11 protein-coding genes are annotated in these 15,069 nt (G+C 66.6%); 5 read left to right on the plus strand and 6 right to left on the minus strand.

Annotation, left to right across the window (positions count from 1 at the left end; translation table 11 throughout):
* Positions 1-3 precede the first annotated feature (3 nt).
* On the minus strand, positions 4-1,728 hold the full coding sequence (pilB, locus tag QLQ15_RS07855) for a type IV-A pilus assembly ATPase PilB (protein ID WP_283212266.1): 1,725 nt from the start codon (positions 1,726-1,728) through the stop codon (positions 4-6).
* 167 nt (positions 1,729-1,895) lie between these two features.
* Here pilB and QLQ15_RS07860 point away from each other — a divergent pair, with 167 nt between their 5' ends.
* From QLQ15_RS07860 to QLQ15_RS07870, 3 genes are read left to right on the plus strand one after another with little or no spacing between them, the layout of a single operon-like run.
* Positions 1,896-2,756: a glycosyltransferase family 2 protein gene (locus QLQ15_RS07860; RefSeq protein ID WP_283212267.1), complete on the plus strand. Its 861-nt coding sequence runs from the start codon at positions 1,896-1,898 to the stop codon at positions 2,754-2,756.
* A 58-nt stretch (positions 2,757-2,814) separates the two neighbouring features.
* On the plus strand, positions 2,815-4,041 hold the full coding sequence (locus QLQ15_RS07865) for a glycosyltransferase (protein WP_283212268.1): 1,227 nt from the start codon (positions 2,815-2,817) through the stop codon (positions 4,039-4,041).
* Positions 4,034-5,335: a lipopolysaccharide biosynthesis protein gene (locus QLQ15_RS07870; protein WP_283212269.1), complete on the plus strand. Its 1,302-nt coding sequence runs from the start codon at positions 4,034-4,036 to the stop codon at positions 5,333-5,335. The genes QLQ15_RS07865 and QLQ15_RS07870 overlap by 8 nt, the downstream gene beginning before the upstream one ends.
* On the opposite strand, the gene QLQ15_RS07875 is transcribed toward QLQ15_RS07870, so the two are convergent.
* A complete protein-coding gene (locus QLQ15_RS07875; protein WP_283212270.1) occupies positions 5,319-6,440 on the minus strand; it encodes a glycosyltransferase in 1,122 nt (373 codons plus the stop codon). The genes QLQ15_RS07870 and QLQ15_RS07875 overlap by 17 nt on opposite strands.
* Entirely contained in the window at positions 6,437-7,324 is an 888-nt protein-coding gene (locus QLQ15_RS07880) for an FkbM family methyltransferase (RefSeq protein ID WP_283212271.1), read from the minus strand. The genes QLQ15_RS07875 and QLQ15_RS07880 overlap by 4 nt, the downstream gene beginning before the upstream one ends.
* 264 nt (positions 7,325-7,588) lie before the next feature.
* Between QLQ15_RS07880 and QLQ15_RS07885 the strand changes: the two genes are divergently transcribed.
* Positions 7,589-8,695 carry a glycosyltransferase gene (locus tag QLQ15_RS07885; RefSeq protein WP_283212272.1) on the plus strand — a complete coding sequence of 369 codons (1,107 nt, stop codon included), beginning with the start codon at positions 7,589-7,591 and terminating at the stop codon, positions 8,693-8,695.
* On the opposite strand, the gene QLQ15_RS07890 is transcribed toward QLQ15_RS07885, so the two are convergent.
* From QLQ15_RS07890 to QLQ15_RS07900, 3 genes are all read right to left on the minus strand, one after another.
* Complete coding sequence (locus tag QLQ15_RS07890) at positions 8,692-10,542, minus strand: ArnT family glycosyltransferase (protein WP_283212273.1); 1,851 nt, start codon at positions 10,540-10,542, stop codon at positions 8,692-8,694. The genes QLQ15_RS07885 and QLQ15_RS07890 overlap by 4 nt on opposite strands.
* 39 nt (positions 10,543-10,581) lie before the next feature.
* Complete coding sequence (locus tag QLQ15_RS07895) at positions 10,582-10,986, minus strand: pilin (RefSeq protein WP_283212274.1); 405 nt, start codon at positions 10,984-10,986, stop codon at positions 10,582-10,584.
* Between the two features lie 119 nt (positions 10,987-11,105).
* Positions 11,106-11,513, minus strand: coding sequence for a pilin (locus QLQ15_RS07900; RefSeq protein WP_283212275.1), 408 nt, complete (start codon positions 11,511-11,513; stop codon positions 11,106-11,108).
* A gap of 534 nt (positions 11,514-12,047) precedes the next feature.
* Between QLQ15_RS07900 and QLQ15_RS07905 the strand changes: the two genes are divergently transcribed.
* Positions 12,048-15,065 carry a spermine/spermidine synthase domain-containing protein gene (locus QLQ15_RS07905; RefSeq protein WP_283212276.1) on the plus strand — a complete coding sequence of 1,006 codons (3,018 nt, stop codon included), beginning with the start codon at positions 12,048-12,050 and terminating at the stop codon, positions 15,063-15,065.
* The last annotated feature ends 4 nt before the right edge of the window (positions 15,066-15,069 follow it).

The raw sequence follows: 15,069 nt of genomic DNA on the forward strand, positions 1-15,069 counted from the left end.
GGTTTAGTCCTTGGTTACGCGGTTGATTTCGGCGAGGCTGGTGACGCCGTTCTTCACTTTCACGAGCGCGGACTTGCGCAGGTCGTTGACACCCGACTGCAAGGCCGCTTCGGCGATCTGCAGGGCGTTGCCGCCTTCCAGCACGATCGACTGGATCTTCTCGGTCATCGGCATCACCTGGTAGATGCCGGTACGACCCTTGTAGCCTTCGGTGCAGTCAGAGCAGCCGACCGGCTCGTAGATCTTCATGCCCGCGGCGACTTCCTCGTGGGAGTAGCCCTCGGCCAGCAGGGCGTGCTCGGGCAGGTGCACTTCGCGCTTGCAGTCGTGCAGGCGACGCGCCAGTCGCTGCGCGATGATCAGCGTCACCGACGAGGTGATGTTGTACGGCGCGATGCCCATGTTCATCAGACGCGAGATGGTCTGCGGGGCGTCGTTGGTGTGCAGCGTGGAGAGCACCAGGTGACCGGTCTGCGCGGCCTTGACCGCGATCTCGGCCGTTTCCAGGTCGCGGATTTCGCCGACCATCACCACGTCCGGGTCCTGTCGCAGGAAGCTGCGCAGCGCCGCGGCGAAGGTCATGCCCTTCTTCGCGTTCATCTGCACCTGGTTGATGCCCGGCACGCGGATTTCGACCGGGTCCTCGACCGTGGAGACGTTGCGCTGTTCCTGGTTGAGGATGTTCAGGCCGGTGTAAAGCGAGACGGTTTTACCCGAGCCGGTCGGGCCGGTCACCAGGATCATGCCGTAAGGCTTGGCCAGCGCTGCTTCGTACAGGGCGCGCTGTTCGTCCTCGTAACCCAGCTTGTCGATGCCCAGCTTGGCCGCGCTGCCGTCGAGGATACGCAGCACCACCTTCTCGCCGAACAGCGTGGGCAGCGTGCTGACGCGGAAGTCGACCTGCTTGGTCTTGGAGATGTTGAGCTTGATGCGGCCGTCCTGCGGCACGCGCTTCTCGGCGATGTCCAGCTGCGCCATGACCTTCAGGCGCGCGGCGATGCGGGCCTGCAGGTTCGGCGGCACCTTGGTGATCTGCTTGAGCAGGCCGTCGATGCGCAGGCGGACGCGGTATTCGCTTTCGTACGGCTCGAAGTGGATGTCCGAGGCGCCCTTGCGGATCGCATCCACCAGCACCTTGTTGACGAACTTCACGACCGGCGTGTCGTCGGTCTTGACGTCCACGCCCGTGTCGTTGGTGAGATCGGCTTCGCCACCGCTGACGTCGAGGCTTTCCAGGCCTTCCTGGTCGCCCATGGTGTCGGCGAGGGAGTCGCTCGCCTCCAGCCACTGGTCGATGGCGCGGCGCAGGCGGTCCTCGTCGACCAGGATCGGCTCGATCGCGAAGTTGGTCTGGAACTTGATCTCGTCCAGTGCCGCCGAGTTGGTCGGGTCGGACACGCCCAGGAACAGGCGGTTGCCGCGCTTGAACAGCGGCAGCACCGAATGCTTGCGGATCGCCGCCTCGCTGACCAGCTTGATCGCCGACTGGGCGGGGTCGAACGCGGACACATCCAGCAGCGGGACGCCGAACTCGACCGAGTTGGCCGCCGCCAGCTGGGCCGGCGTGACCAGGCGCTTTTCGGCGAGATAGGCGGTGATCGGCTGTTTCTGGGCCGTGGCGGTGGCCAGGGCCTGGCGCGCGACGGTATCTTCCAGCGCGCCGTCCAGCACCAGGCGCCGGGCAATGCCGGTGATCCCCACCAGATTGGCAGTGGCGACTGTGCTCATGGAACCCCCTGTATTTCCCCGAACCGACTGTACCTCAAAGCCATGGCGTTGGAGCGGACGCGGCGCACGTTTGCGCACACGCCGGACGCCCTGTTAAGGCGGAATGGCGACGCCTGCACCTTCTGGGGGACCCCCTTTTCGCCTACTCTGTGGCAAAGGGGAGAGAAATGCGCGTTTCCGTCGTACTGCCTGCTAAAAACGAGGCCGCCGGCCTGAGTCGGACACTGCCTGCTCTGCGTGAGCAGTGGCCCCAGGCCGAGATCATCGTGGTCGACGACGGCTCCACCGACACCACGGCGGCCGTCGCCGCGGAGCACGGTGCCCGGGTCCTGTCCTCACCGTACTCCATGGGCAATGGCGCGGCCATCAAGCGCGGCGCACGGGAGGCCACCGGCGAGGTCATCGTGTTCATGGACGCCGATGGCCAGCACGATCCGGCCCATATCGGCCTGCTGCTGGACAAGCTGGACGAGGGGTACGACATGGCCGTGGGAGCGCGTGACGGCTCCGGGCAGGCCAATCTGCACCGCGGCTTCGCCAACGCTTTCTACAACCGCCTGGCGAGCTGGATGACGGGCCACGCGATCCTGGACCTCACCTCCGGGTTCCGCGCGGTCCGCGCGGAGCGCTTCCGCGAGTTCCTGCACCTGCTGCCCAACGGCTTCAGCTACCCGACCACCAGCACCATGGCGTTCTTCCGCAGCGCCTACCCGGTGGCCTACGTGCCCATCCCGGTGGCCAAGCGCATCGGCAACAACAGCCACATCCGTCCGATCAAGGACGGCATCCGCTTCCTGCTGATCATCTTCAAGATCGCCACGCTGTATTCGCCGCTGAAGCTGTTCGCGCCGACGGCGATCGTGTTCTTCCTGCTGGGCGCGGGCCATTACGCCTACACGTTCGCGACGATGCACCGCTTCACGAACATGAGCCTGCTGCTGCTGAGCGCGTCGGTGATCGTGTTCCTGATCGGCCTGGTCTCCGAACAGATCACCTCGCTGACCTACACGCGCTCGGTCCGCCTGTGAGGCGCGACGCCTTCCCGCACTCGCGGGCGGGCATGTCGCTCGCTGCGGGGAGCGCGCAATGAAGGCAGGCCCGGATCGAAGCGAACGACCGCGGTTGCTCGTACTGGCCTCCACGTATCCCCGCTGGCCGGACGATCCCGAGCCCGGATTCGTGCACGAGCTGTGCCGGCGGCTGGTCGATCGCTTCGATGTGCGCGTGATCGCGCCGCATGCGCCGGGCGCGCGAACGGACGAGGTGATGGACGGAGTCGACGTGCGGCGCTTCCGCTACGCGCCGACGAGATTGCAGACGCTCGTCAACGACGGCGGCATCGGTGGAAACCTCAAGCGCAGCGCATGGAAGTGGCTGCTGGTTCCCGGCTTCCTGTTGTCTTCCGTCATCGCGACGCTGTGGGCTGTCGTCCGATATCGGCCCGCGGTGGTGCATGCGCACTGGCTGGTGCCGCAGGGCCTCATGGCCGCTTTGAGCCGCGGCCTGATACCGAATGCGCCGCGCCTGGCCGTGACCTCGCATGGCGCGGACCTGTTCACGCTGCGAGGGCCCGCGCCGACCCGCCTCAAGCGCTTCGTGGCCCGACGCGCGGACTGGATCACCGTCGTCAGCCGATCGATGCTTCCCGCCGTCCTGGCCCTGGGTGCGCCGAAGGAGCGCACCACGGTCCGGTCGATGGGCGTGGACCTCGCCGGCCGTTTCGTTGCGGACGACAACGTGCCTCGATCGCGCACCGAACTCCTGTTCGTGGGCCGACTGGTCGAAAAGAAAGGGCTGCGCCATCTCATCGATGCGATGCCCGCCATTCTTCGCGCCGAACCCGATGCGCACCTGACCGTCGTGGGGTTCGGGCCGGAAGAGTCCGAGCGTCGCGATCAGGCGCATCGGCTGGGCGTGCAGGAGCGGGTGACCTTCGCCGGCGCCATGCCGCAGGAACGCCTGCCTTCGTTCTACGCACGTGCGGCCGTTCTGGTGGCACCCTTCGTGCGCGCCGCCGATGGCGACCAGGAAGGCCTCGGGCTGGTGGCCATCGAGGCACTGGCGTGTGGCTGCCCTGTGATCCTGGGCGACGTCGGCGCGGTCGCCGATGTACAGGCCGCGATGCCTTCGATGGTGGACGTGATCGAGAGCGAAGCCGACGCCATTGCCAACGCAGTACTGCGCCGCCTGCGCGAGGGCACGCACGCGGCATCGCTGGATGGGCTGAAGCAGGCGTTCGACTGGGAATACGTTGCACGGGACTACGGCGACGGACTTGCACGACTGGCCGAACGCGGACGTGGGCATGACTGACCTGCGCTCGCAGCTGGGTCGCATCGTCCGCAAGTTGCCGCGCGGGCGCCTTGCGCAAGGCACGGTCCTCGCGCTGGGTTGGCAGGTCTGCCGCATGGCAGCGCTGGCCGTGTGGGTCGTGATCGCTGCGCGGACGTTCGGCGTGGACGGATACGGCGTTTTCGCCGGTATCGCCGGGCTTGCCACTGCGGCGGCCGGGTTCTCCGGGCTGGGCACGGGTTATCTGCTGTGCCGTCACGTCGCCATGGCGCCGGACCAGTTCAGCGCGTACTGGAAGAAGGCGTTGCTGGCCTATTCCGGAAGCGGCCTGGTGATGGCGCTGTGCCTGGTCGCTGTCGCCTGCACGATGTTCCCGCAGACGCGCGCGGAGTTTGCGTGGCTGATCGCACTGTCCGAGGTGGCGGCCTATCCGTTCGTCTCGGCGTCCGCCTACGCCTTCGCGGCGCACGAGCGGATCGGCTGGTCGGCCGCGTTGCCTGCGCTCGGTGGGGCGTTGAGGCTGGTTGCGTTGCTGGCGTATCTCGCACTGGGTGCGGGCGATGGACTGGGTTCGTACCTGTGGTTCCATCTGGCGTCGTCCATGCTGGCCGCGATGCTCAGCGTGCTCGCCGTGCGCATGGTGCTCCGCCCTCGGCGCGTGTCCACCGGCCTGTCGTGGAGCGATCTGCGCGAGAGCCTGCCATTCAGCGCGGTCTGGTTCACCGGTATCGCCATGACCTCGTGGGACAAGGCCCTGACCTTGCGACTCGGCGGTGCGGAGGCATCGGGCCTTTACGCCGCTGCCTATCGTTTCGCATCGCTCGTCGCGCTGCCGATGGATTCCCTGGTGATGGCGATGTCGCCGCGCATGTTCCGGCATGGCGGCCTGGGCGGCAGCGACCAGGGACTCATGCGCTATTCGCTGATCGCCATCCTGGGCTTCGGGGTGATCGCGGCCGCGATGGTCTGGTGGATGGCGCCGCTGCTGCCCTGGATGTTGGGCGCGCAGTTCGGATCGTCGGTCGACGTCGTGCGTGGCATCGGTCTGATGATTCCCTTCTACGGGCTGCGCCAGCTGGGTGGCCACGTGCTGGTGACGTACGGACGCCGAGGGGCGCGCATCGCCATCGACGCCTTCGCCCTGGCCCTGATGACGTCACTGGCGCTTTGGCTCATTCCATCGCGTGGCGTCATGGGCGCGGTCACCGTGATCGTCTGCACCGAAGCGTTCCTGGCGATGGTGACGTGGAGCCTGGCGTTGCCTACGCTGCGTCGTGCGGCGTCACGCGACGTGGCGGTCAGTCCGCAGTCCTAGGAACAACACCCGCGCTGGCGATCTCCAGGTACGCCTGCGCCGCGCGGTCGATACCGAACTCCGCCGCACGTGCGCGCAGCTGCGCCGGATCGAAACGCACCTGGCCGGAAAGCGTCCGTTCCAGCGCATCCCGCAGCGCGGTCGCATCGCCGGTGGGAATCAGCTGGCCATGCCTGCCGTTGTCGAGGATCTCGCGCGGACCGTGCGGGCAATCCGTGGAGATCACCTGGATGCCGCAGGCCATGGCTTCCACCAGAACGTTGCCGAAGCCTTCGTAGTCGGAAGGCAGCACCAGCACGTCGCTGGCGGCGAGCCACGGAAAGACGTTCGCGACGAAACCGGTGAGGAAGCACCGCCCCTTCAACGCGGGTTGCGCCAGGCGCTGCACCAGCGCAGCGCGCTGCGGTCCATCACCGACGATCAGCAAACGCGCATCGTGCGAAGGCGGCAACGTTTCGAACGCATCCACCAGCAGGTCGATCCGCTTCTCGGGCGCAAGCCGTCCGGCGAAGACGATCACCGGCCCCGGCCAGGGCAATGCGGGCGCGGCTTCGGCCACGCGCGAAGTGAAGTCATCGCCGATGATCGGGTTGTGGATCACCCGGATGTGCGCGGGATCCAGTCCGGTCTGCGCCGAGACGTCCGAAGCGACCTCCTGCGTGACGGCGACATGGCCATCGGCACGGCCCAGCAGTGCCCGCATGAGTGTGCGCACGACCAGCAGTTTCACGCGCTGCCATCCCGTGGCGCGCTCGATCGGTCCGGACAGCGACAGGTGGTGCGTGGCGATCACGCGCATACGCGGAAAGCACAGGCGCTTGAGCACCACCGCGATGCACGCCACGTCGTTGGAACTGGTGAACAGGCAGTCGGGCCGGGTCTGTCGAAGGAAGCGATACAGGCCAAACGGAAACGCGAAACGTCCCGGCCGGGCGATCTCGATCACCTCGACCGCGTCGGGGAAATCACCAGAGTGGCGATGGAGCACACGTCCGGCCGCGACGACGGTGTCGACACCGCGTGCGGCGAATGCGTGTGCAAGATGGGACTGGACGCGTTCGAGGCCGCCGTTGGACAGGCGGCTCATCACGATCGCGACCTTCATGGCGTACGCGTCGGTGTCCGCGCGGGTGGAACGCACAGGACGTTCTGGTACTCGTGCAGCGTGCCCACCTCGACGGGGTCGGTGGCGCCGGCGATGGTCAGGCGGCGGAACGTGTAACCGTGCGTTGCGAGTTCCTCGAGGATCGCGCTCTGCTCATACCCCGCTGCGCGCGCGGAGGCGGCCTGCACCTCGACGATCAGATGCGGCAGGTAGCGGGAGATGGTTTCGCGCGCACCCACCAGACAGGGCAGCTCCGCGCCTTCGATGTCGATCTTGATCAGATCCAGTCGTTGGACCGGGTTCTGCACGAGGTACGCATCGAGCGTGGTCACCTCGACCGTTCCGATCGCGGACGCGTCCTCGCCGCCGAACAGGCTGCCGAGCCCGAAGTTCTCATCGTGCGGGTTGTCCGCGCCGGCCGGGTCGTACATGACCTGTTCGCCGGTGCGGTCGCCCAGCGCGATCCGTTCGACCCGGACCCAGTCGAGCGCGTTGTCCGACAGGTGTCGCTGCAGACGGTCCGCGTGGTGTGTCACCGGTTCGAAGGCGATGACCGAACCCTGCGCACCGACGCGCTTGGCTGCGATCATCGACACTTCTCCGATGTTCGCGCCGATGTCGATGAACGTCATGCCTGGCTGCAGCAGCTGGTTCAGCGTCGCGACCACTTCCCGGTTGTAATAGCCCATCCAGAAGATGCGGCTCTGCATGTGCTCGGACAGGCGCAGGTCGATCCCCAGGTCGCCATCGAAATCTCCGATGCGCACCGTGCCGGCGGCCCCCTGGAATGCGCGGCGCAACACGCGCAGCGGAAGCATGAAGCGTCCGCCGAGGCTGGCCCGCTTGGCGGCATTGCGCAGCTTGAGGATGTGTTCGGGATTCATTCGGGGCGGCGCTTGCGAAGGACGAGGGTGCCCAGCTCGAGCAGCGAGCGAGGCTCCGGGAGAGAGAGCGGAGGCGTCATGTGCCGACAGGCCTTGGTCGGCTCACACTCGCGCACCGTAGCCAGGAAACTGCAGTGGGACATGGACGTCGTTCGAGTCGAGTGTGATCTGGAAAGTGGGCGGGCCTGGCGGGGAGCGTTTCGCTCGACGGAGACCTTCCGTACTCTTGCAGCCTGACCGCCCCTGGCCCGACTGTCCGCCCCAATGCGCATTCTGGTGATTTCCAAGCGGCAATATACAGGGAAGGACCTGATCGACGACCGCTACGGCCGGCTCTTCGAGCTTCCCGAACGGCTTCAGGCGGCGGGGCACGAGGTACGCGCGATCGCATTGAGTTACCGGCGCAAGGGTGAGCGAACCCTGGTGAGTCCGCAGGGTGTGACGTGGCACTCGTTCGACGCGCTGCCCTTCGGAGCGATGCGATACCAGGCCATGGTGGATGCGCTGGTGGAGGAGTGGCGGCCGGATGTCGTCTGGGCCAGTTCCGACGCGTTCCATGCCGTGCTTGCGCGGCGTATCCACCGTCGGCATGGCATTCCCTACGTCGTCGATCTCTACGACAACTACGAAAGCTTCGGCCTGACGCGCTGGCCCGGGTTGCGCCGTGGCCTGCGCGATGCCTGCCGGGAGGCAGCGGCCGTCACCGTGGTCACATCGACGCTCCGCGAGAAGGTACGCGCCGAGTACGCGCCGCAGGGCGAGGTGATCGTGCTGGGCAACGGGGTCGACCCGGGCGTGTTCCATCCGCACGACCGTGTCGCCGCGCGCAGGGCATTGGGCCTTCCCGAACAGGCGAAGATCATCGGCACGGCGGGTGCGCTCACCCGGCACCGCGGCATCGATGACCTGTTCCGCGCCTTCGAACGTCTGGCCGAACGGCACGACACCCTGTGGCTTGCCTATGCAGGGCCGCGCGACGGGTCGCCACGACGTCATCCGCATCCACGGGCCATCGATCTGGGCGTGCTGCCGCAGCACGCGGTTCCACGGTTCATTTCGGCGCTGGATGTCGCCGTCGTGTGCAACCGCGACAGTGCGTTCGGTCGCTACTGCTATCCGATGAAGCTGGAGGAGGCGATCGCGTGCGGTACGCCGGTGGTCGCCGCGAACGTGGGCGACGTCGGCGCGCGTTTGTCCTTCGACGACGGCAGCCTGTTCCCGCCCGGCGATGACCAGGCCCTGGCCGCGAAGTTGTCGGAGCGCCTCGCGGCGACGCAGCCCGGTGCGACGCTCGCTCCCGTCACCTGGGATGCGCTGGCGGACACGCTGGAAAACGTACTGAAGCGCGCAACTCGCGAAGGCGGCGACTAGCCGCCCTTGTTCTGGATCAGCCCGATCGCGTGGGCGCGTTCCATCACGGCCTTCGCCTGGCGGACGTGGCCATCTTCCACCAGCGTCCCGAGCACCTGCTGCGCGTAGGCGTCGTCCTTGGGATTGCGTTCGATGGCCGCGACGAACATCCGGTCGGCGAGCGCTTCGTCCTTCAGGTACTTCAGCGCGAAATCGCCGTACTGCGCGTACATGGAGGCGGGCATGGGCGCGCGGTCGAGCAACGTTCCGTAGAGTTCCGACAGGCGTCGGTCGTCCAGCTCGATGCCGCGATAGCGCTGCTGCATGAGGCCGGCGACGGCCATGATTTCCTGCGTGCCGACAGGACGCGTGCGCACCTTGTGGATGATGCGGTCCCACCATGCCGGATCGACCGGCTGGCCAGTGGTGGCCGCCATCAGGATCAGGCCCTGTTCCGGAAGCGGCGAGGCGTTGGGAAGACGCGAGCCGCGTTCGAACTCCTGGCGTCCCATGTCGAAGAAGGGCGAATTGGGATCGCTGCCCGACAGGGCGATGTACAGCGTGGCCAGATCGCTGCTGGCGCGCGTGGAGGCGGGGTTTTTCGCAACCAGATCCATGGCCAGGTGAAGCTGGTTGCCCCACGTCGAAGCGCGCAGCAGCGCCAGGAAACCGAAACCGACCACGACGGCGGCCACGGCGGTGCGCTTGAGCGTCGGGCCGTCGGGCGAGGGCACCAGGCGCACCAGCTCGGCGAGCGCCAGCAGCACGCCCAGCAGCGCGAAGTAGTTGCGGTGCTCGAACACCAGTTCCAGGTTGAACACGTTGCTGGTCAGGGCGTGGCCAGCGAAGAACCACAGGATGCCCAGCGCGAGGTACGGCATGGTCCGGCGCAGGCGCCATGCGCCGGCCAGCAGGGCGACAAGCAGCAGCGCGCACAGCAGCGTGGTCGGCGGGCTCAGCCAGCCCGTGGACTTGGCGTAGTTGTCGTAATAGAAGGTCAGGCTCGACGGCAGCGGCAGCAGGATCTGGCCCAGGTACAGGCACAGCACGCGGCATTGCGTGAGCAGGCGCTCGTAGAGGGTGAAGTCGCGGCCATCGAACGCATGCGGCGCCAGGTACGGCGGAAGCACCGCGAACACGAAAACCAGCAGCGCCGCGCCCAGGCCGAGCGCATACGCCCACTTGAGCGTGCGCGTCGTGAGCGGATTGCCGGCCCTGAAACCGAGCACCGTCAATTCCAGTGCCAGTGTGTAGAGGGGAAACAGCGCAGCCGTTTCCTTGCCCAGCATGCCAACGCCTGCGAGCAGTGCCGAGCCGCCCAGCCACAGCCAGCCGCGCCGATCGCCGCTTTGCTGCAGCACGCGCCCGCGAAGGTAGGCCAGCAGCGCAAGCAGCACGAACGTCAGCGACAGGGTTTCCATCCGCTGCACGACGTACAGCGCCGACGACACCTGGATGGGGTGGATGGCCCAGATCAGCGACACGGCGAACGCCGCGGCGATGCCACGCTGCTTTCCGTCGGAATCGAGCGAGAACAACCTGCGCACCAGCCAGAACACCAGCAGCGCGTTGATTACGTGTACCAGCAGGCTGCTCAGCTTGAAGACCCAGGGGTCCTTGCCGCCGATGCTGTAGTCGATGGCGAAGCTGATGGTGGCGAGAGGGCGGCCGTAGCTGCCGGCCTGATAGGCCGACGCCGCCTTCACCAGCGAGTCCCAGTTGAGGGACTGCGCATGCACGCGGGTGTTGGTGACGATGTTCGGGAAATCGTCGAGCAGGAACCCGCCACTCAGACCCGGCGCGAGAATGGCGGCGGTGAGGAAAGCCAGCAGGAGCGACAGCAGGAGCGATTTACGACGAACGTGCATTCACGAATGACCAGTGCGAGCGGCGCAAAGCCGCGTGAATCAGGTGCAACCCTCGGGGCGATGCTTCTGCGCGATCTGCGAGGAAACATGGCAGGCCCACAGGCCGGTGGTGTTGCGGGCGATCTCGATCATCTTGCCTGCGATCAGCGGATGCCCCTTCAGCGTGCAGCGGATGTACCCGGTCGCGCCCGGGGACATGCTGATGGCGCAACGCGGGGTGGTCGACTGCAGGCCGATGTCCTGCACGTTGAACGTGGTCGCGCTGTTGGCCACCACCTGTGATTCGAAGGTGGACTTGCCACCGGTGATCTCCGACAGGCCGGCCGTGAGCTGGCTGCGGATCGTGTAGTCCTGGTAGGCCGGTATCGCAATAGCGGCCAGTATCGCGATGATGGCCACCACGATCATCAATTCGATCAGCGTGAATCCCTTCTCGGTACGCATCTGGTAAGTCCCCCCTGGGCAGTCACCTTAACCAAGCACAATGCGTGCCAACGTGTGCGGTTCCACAAAAAGAAAAACCCCAGCTTGCGCTGGGGTTTTCCGTGAAGCAGACGCAGCGATCAGTTGCAGCCGGACGGCAGGTACTTCGCGTCGAGGCTGCCGGTCACGGTGCAAGCCCAGGCGCCGCTGGTCGAGCTGCGGGTCAGGGTCACGACCTTGTTGGCGACCTTCGGGTTGCCCTTCAGGGTGCAGGTGATGGTGCCTGCGGCGCCCGGGGTCATCGCGACGGCGCAACGGGTGGTGGTCTGCTGCAGGCCCAGCTCCGGCAGACCGTAGGTCGTCGGCGTGCCCTTGTTGACGATTTCTTCGAACGCCGTCACGCCGCCACGGATGTCGGCCAGGCCGGCGGTGACCTGCGAGCGGGCCACGTAGTCCTGGTAGGCCGGCAGAGCGATGGCGGCCAGGATGGCGATGATCGCGACGACGATCATCAGTTCGATGAGGGTAAAGCCTTGCTGCTTCTTCATTGCGATTTCCCCTAGGAGTGTTGAACTTCACGTGCCTGTGGGCCGGCGTATCCGGTCCTCGGGCAGCCGTGCTCACCTGCACGTGCCGATAAGGTACACGCATAAGCCGTGCCAATGAGCATTTGTCGCTCCACCCGCGCTGAACTGGAGATGAGGTCACGATCTCTTTCAGACGTTTGCCCAGACCGCCTGACACAGAAGGTCAGAGGGATTCGAACGTGACCATTTGCGTCACTTTGATGCGGCGGCTCAGGCGAGGGGCGCATTGTGACCCGGATGGCTGGCAAACGACCGCCGAGGGCGCAAGGAGTCCACGGTCGTGACGCAGTGCCGGTTTTCGATGAGGCGGGCACTTTGGGTGGGCGGGCAGGCCGAAGCGGGCTGCCTGCACGTCCTCATTCCACGCAAGAAATGGGCCGATGCCGTAGGCGTGGACGCGTCGCGCAGTGTCCCAGGTCACCAATCGGTCCGTCCGATCCCCTTCCGGTGCGCGGTTGCGCTATAGATGACGGAGATTTTCGGGGATTTCGGGGCATGTCGATGTTGAGGGCTTCACGGCTTTCGTTCGTGTTGTTGCTGCTGTTCGTGTTGTCGGGCATCGCGGGCCTGATCTACCAGTCCATCTGGTCCCACTACCTGGGACTGGTCCTGGGGCACGCCGCCTACGCGCAGACGCTGGTGCTTGCGATCTTCATGGGCGGCATGGCGCTGGGGGCGTGGCTGGCCAGCCGCTGGAGCCAACGCTGGCGGCATCTGATCCTCGCGTACGCGCTGATCGAACTGGCCATCGGCGTGATGGGGCTGGTGTTCCATGGCCTGTTCGTCGCCTACACCGACGTCTCGCAGCAGACGGTGTTGCCGATGTTCTCCAGTGCGACGATGGCGCACGTCTACCAGTGGCTGACGGCATCGATCCTCATCCTGCCCCAGTGCATCCTGCTCGGCGCCACGTTCCCGCTGCTCAGCGCAGGCCTGCTGCGCGCGCAGGAAGAAGGCGTCGGCGAAGTGCTGGGCGGCCTGTACTTCAGCAACAGCATCGGTGCGGCGATCGGCGCGCTGCTGACGACGTTCCTGATCCTGCCGCTGGTCGGCATGCCCGGCACGATCCTGACCGCAGGCGCGCTGAACATCGTGGTGGCCGCGATCGCGTGGGGCGTCTGGAAAACGCGCGGGCGTGACCCGGTCCAGGCCCGCGTCGCGACACCGCAGGCCACGACGGCCGATGAGTCGTTCCCGCGTCTGTCGAAGATCCTGCTGGTATCGGCCTTCGTCACCGGTGCGACCTCGTTCGTGTACGAGATCGGCTGGGTGCGTCTGCTCAACCAGGCGCTGGGAACGACGATCCATTCCTTCGAACTGATGCTGGCCGCCTTCATCCTGGGCCTGGCGTTCGGTGGGCTGTGGGTGCGCAAGCGTTCGCCGCGCATCCGGGACGTGATCGCGTATGCGGGCGGCGCGCAGATCCTGATGGGCGTTTCGGCGCTGCTGTCGATCGTGGCGTTCTCGCAGTCGTTCCAGTGGGTCGGCTGGATGATGCAGGCGCTCGCGCGCACCGACGGCGGCTACACGCTGTTCAACCTCGGCGGCGCGGTGGTTTCGTTGCTGGTGATGTTCCCGGCCGCGTTCTTCGCCGGCATGACGCTGCCGCTGTTCACGCTGGCGCTGTTGAACAAGGGCGGTGGGGAGCAGGTCATCGGTCGCGTCTACGCGGCGAACACGCTGGGCGCCATCGTCGGCGTGCTGCTGATGATGCACGTGCTCACGCCGGTGATCGGCGTGCGCCTGAGCGTGATGCTGGCGGCGATCGCCGACGCGGCGCTGGGCCTGTACCTGATCCGTGCGGTGAGTCCGGCGCGGCGCACCGTGGGCTATGTGCTGGGCGGTGCCGCGACCGCGGTGGCCCTGCTCGTGGTCACCTACGGTGGACGCATCGATCCGCTCGAGCAGGTGTCGGGCGTGTTCCGCAACGGAAGCACCGCTGCGCCGGCGGGCATGACGGTTCCGTACCTGCGCGACGGCAAGACCGCCACGGTCTCGGTCTCGGCGCACAGCAGCGGCGCCGCGCTCATCGCCACCAACGGCAAGCCCGACGCGTCGCTGATGATGGATCCGCGCGAATCGCCAACGCCCGACGAGATCACCATGGTGATGGCCGGCGCGTTGCCGTACATCCACCATCCCAACCCGCGGAACATCGCGGTGATCGGCTGGGGTTCTGGCCTGACGACGCACACGCTCGCCGGCAGTCCGCGCGTGCAGTCCATCGAAACGGTCGAGATCGAGCCGGCCATGTACGAGGGTGCCCGACTGTTCCACCCTCGCGTGTCGCGTGCGTATGACGATCCGCGCTCGCACGTGCGGTTCGATGATGCGCGAACCTACTTCTCCACCGGCAATCGCCATTACGACGTGATCGTGTCGGAGCCGTCCAACCCGTGGGTGAGCGGCGTCGCCAGCCTGTTCACGCAGGAGTTCTACGGCTTCATCAGGCGGCATCTGCAAGACGACGGCATCCTCGTCCAGTGGCTGTACACCTACGAACTCAACGATCAGCTGCTGTCCACCATGGTGGCGGCGTTGATCGGTGAATTCCCGAACACCGAGGTGTACGTCACCAACACGAACGATCTGATCTTCGTCGCGCACAAGGGCAAGGCAGCCAAACCCGACTGGTCGGCGATCCGGCAGGAACCGCTCGCGTCGGAGCTGAAGCGCGTGGGTCTGGCGAGCGAAACGGATTTCGCCATCCGCCGGGTGGGTGGGCCGCGCGTCCTGCAGGCGTTCGTCCGCAATCAGGGCGCGACGCCGTACTCGGATTTCTACCCCACGGTGGCGTTGAACGCGCCGCGCAGCCGCTTCAAGCGGGAGCTGGCCGACACGCTGGTCGGTCTGGTGGACAACGGCATGCCGGTGCTCGACATCCTCGACGGTCGGCAGGTGCACGTGCCACTGCATGCGCTGGATGCGGACACGTCCCGCTTCTCGACGGGCATCCGCACGGCGGCGGCGATGCGCCACGCGCTGATCGGTCGCGATGCGAGCCAGCTGGCGGAAGTGCCCGAGCTGGCCAGTCGCGTCGGGGCATTGCAGGAAGCGTCCGCGCGCGTGATCACACCGGAGCAGGTGACCTATTGGTCTGACCTGGCCTCCAGACTGGCGGACAGCAGCCTTGGCCTGTTGCCCCCGGCGGAACAGGAAGGCCTGTGGATCCATCCGGCGTGGATCGATGTGCCGAAGCAGCCGGAACTGGTGCAGGCGCTGCTGCAGGTCTACGCCGCTGCCGCCTCGCGCGACGTGGCTGCGATGAACCGCGACGCCGTGGCGCTCCTCCGTCGATCCGACGTGTCCCAGCTGAGTCCCCACGCGCGCGAACACGTGCTGGTGATCGCACAGCTGGGCGCCATCGGCACGGGCTCGCAAACGCAGGTGTCGGCGAACGAGCGCGACTTCGGGCGCGATCTCCAACCCTCCGCCGCGCTGGGTCCCGTGCGCAGCTACCTACTCGCGTGGGCGGACGAACCCGCGAAGAACGCGGCTGCCGGCGGCCGCTGACGGC

This window comes from Lysobacter stagni (assembly GCF_030053425.1).
GTDB lineage: Bacteria > Pseudomonadota > Gammaproteobacteria > Xanthomonadales > Xanthomonadaceae > Lysobacter_J > Lysobacter_J stagni.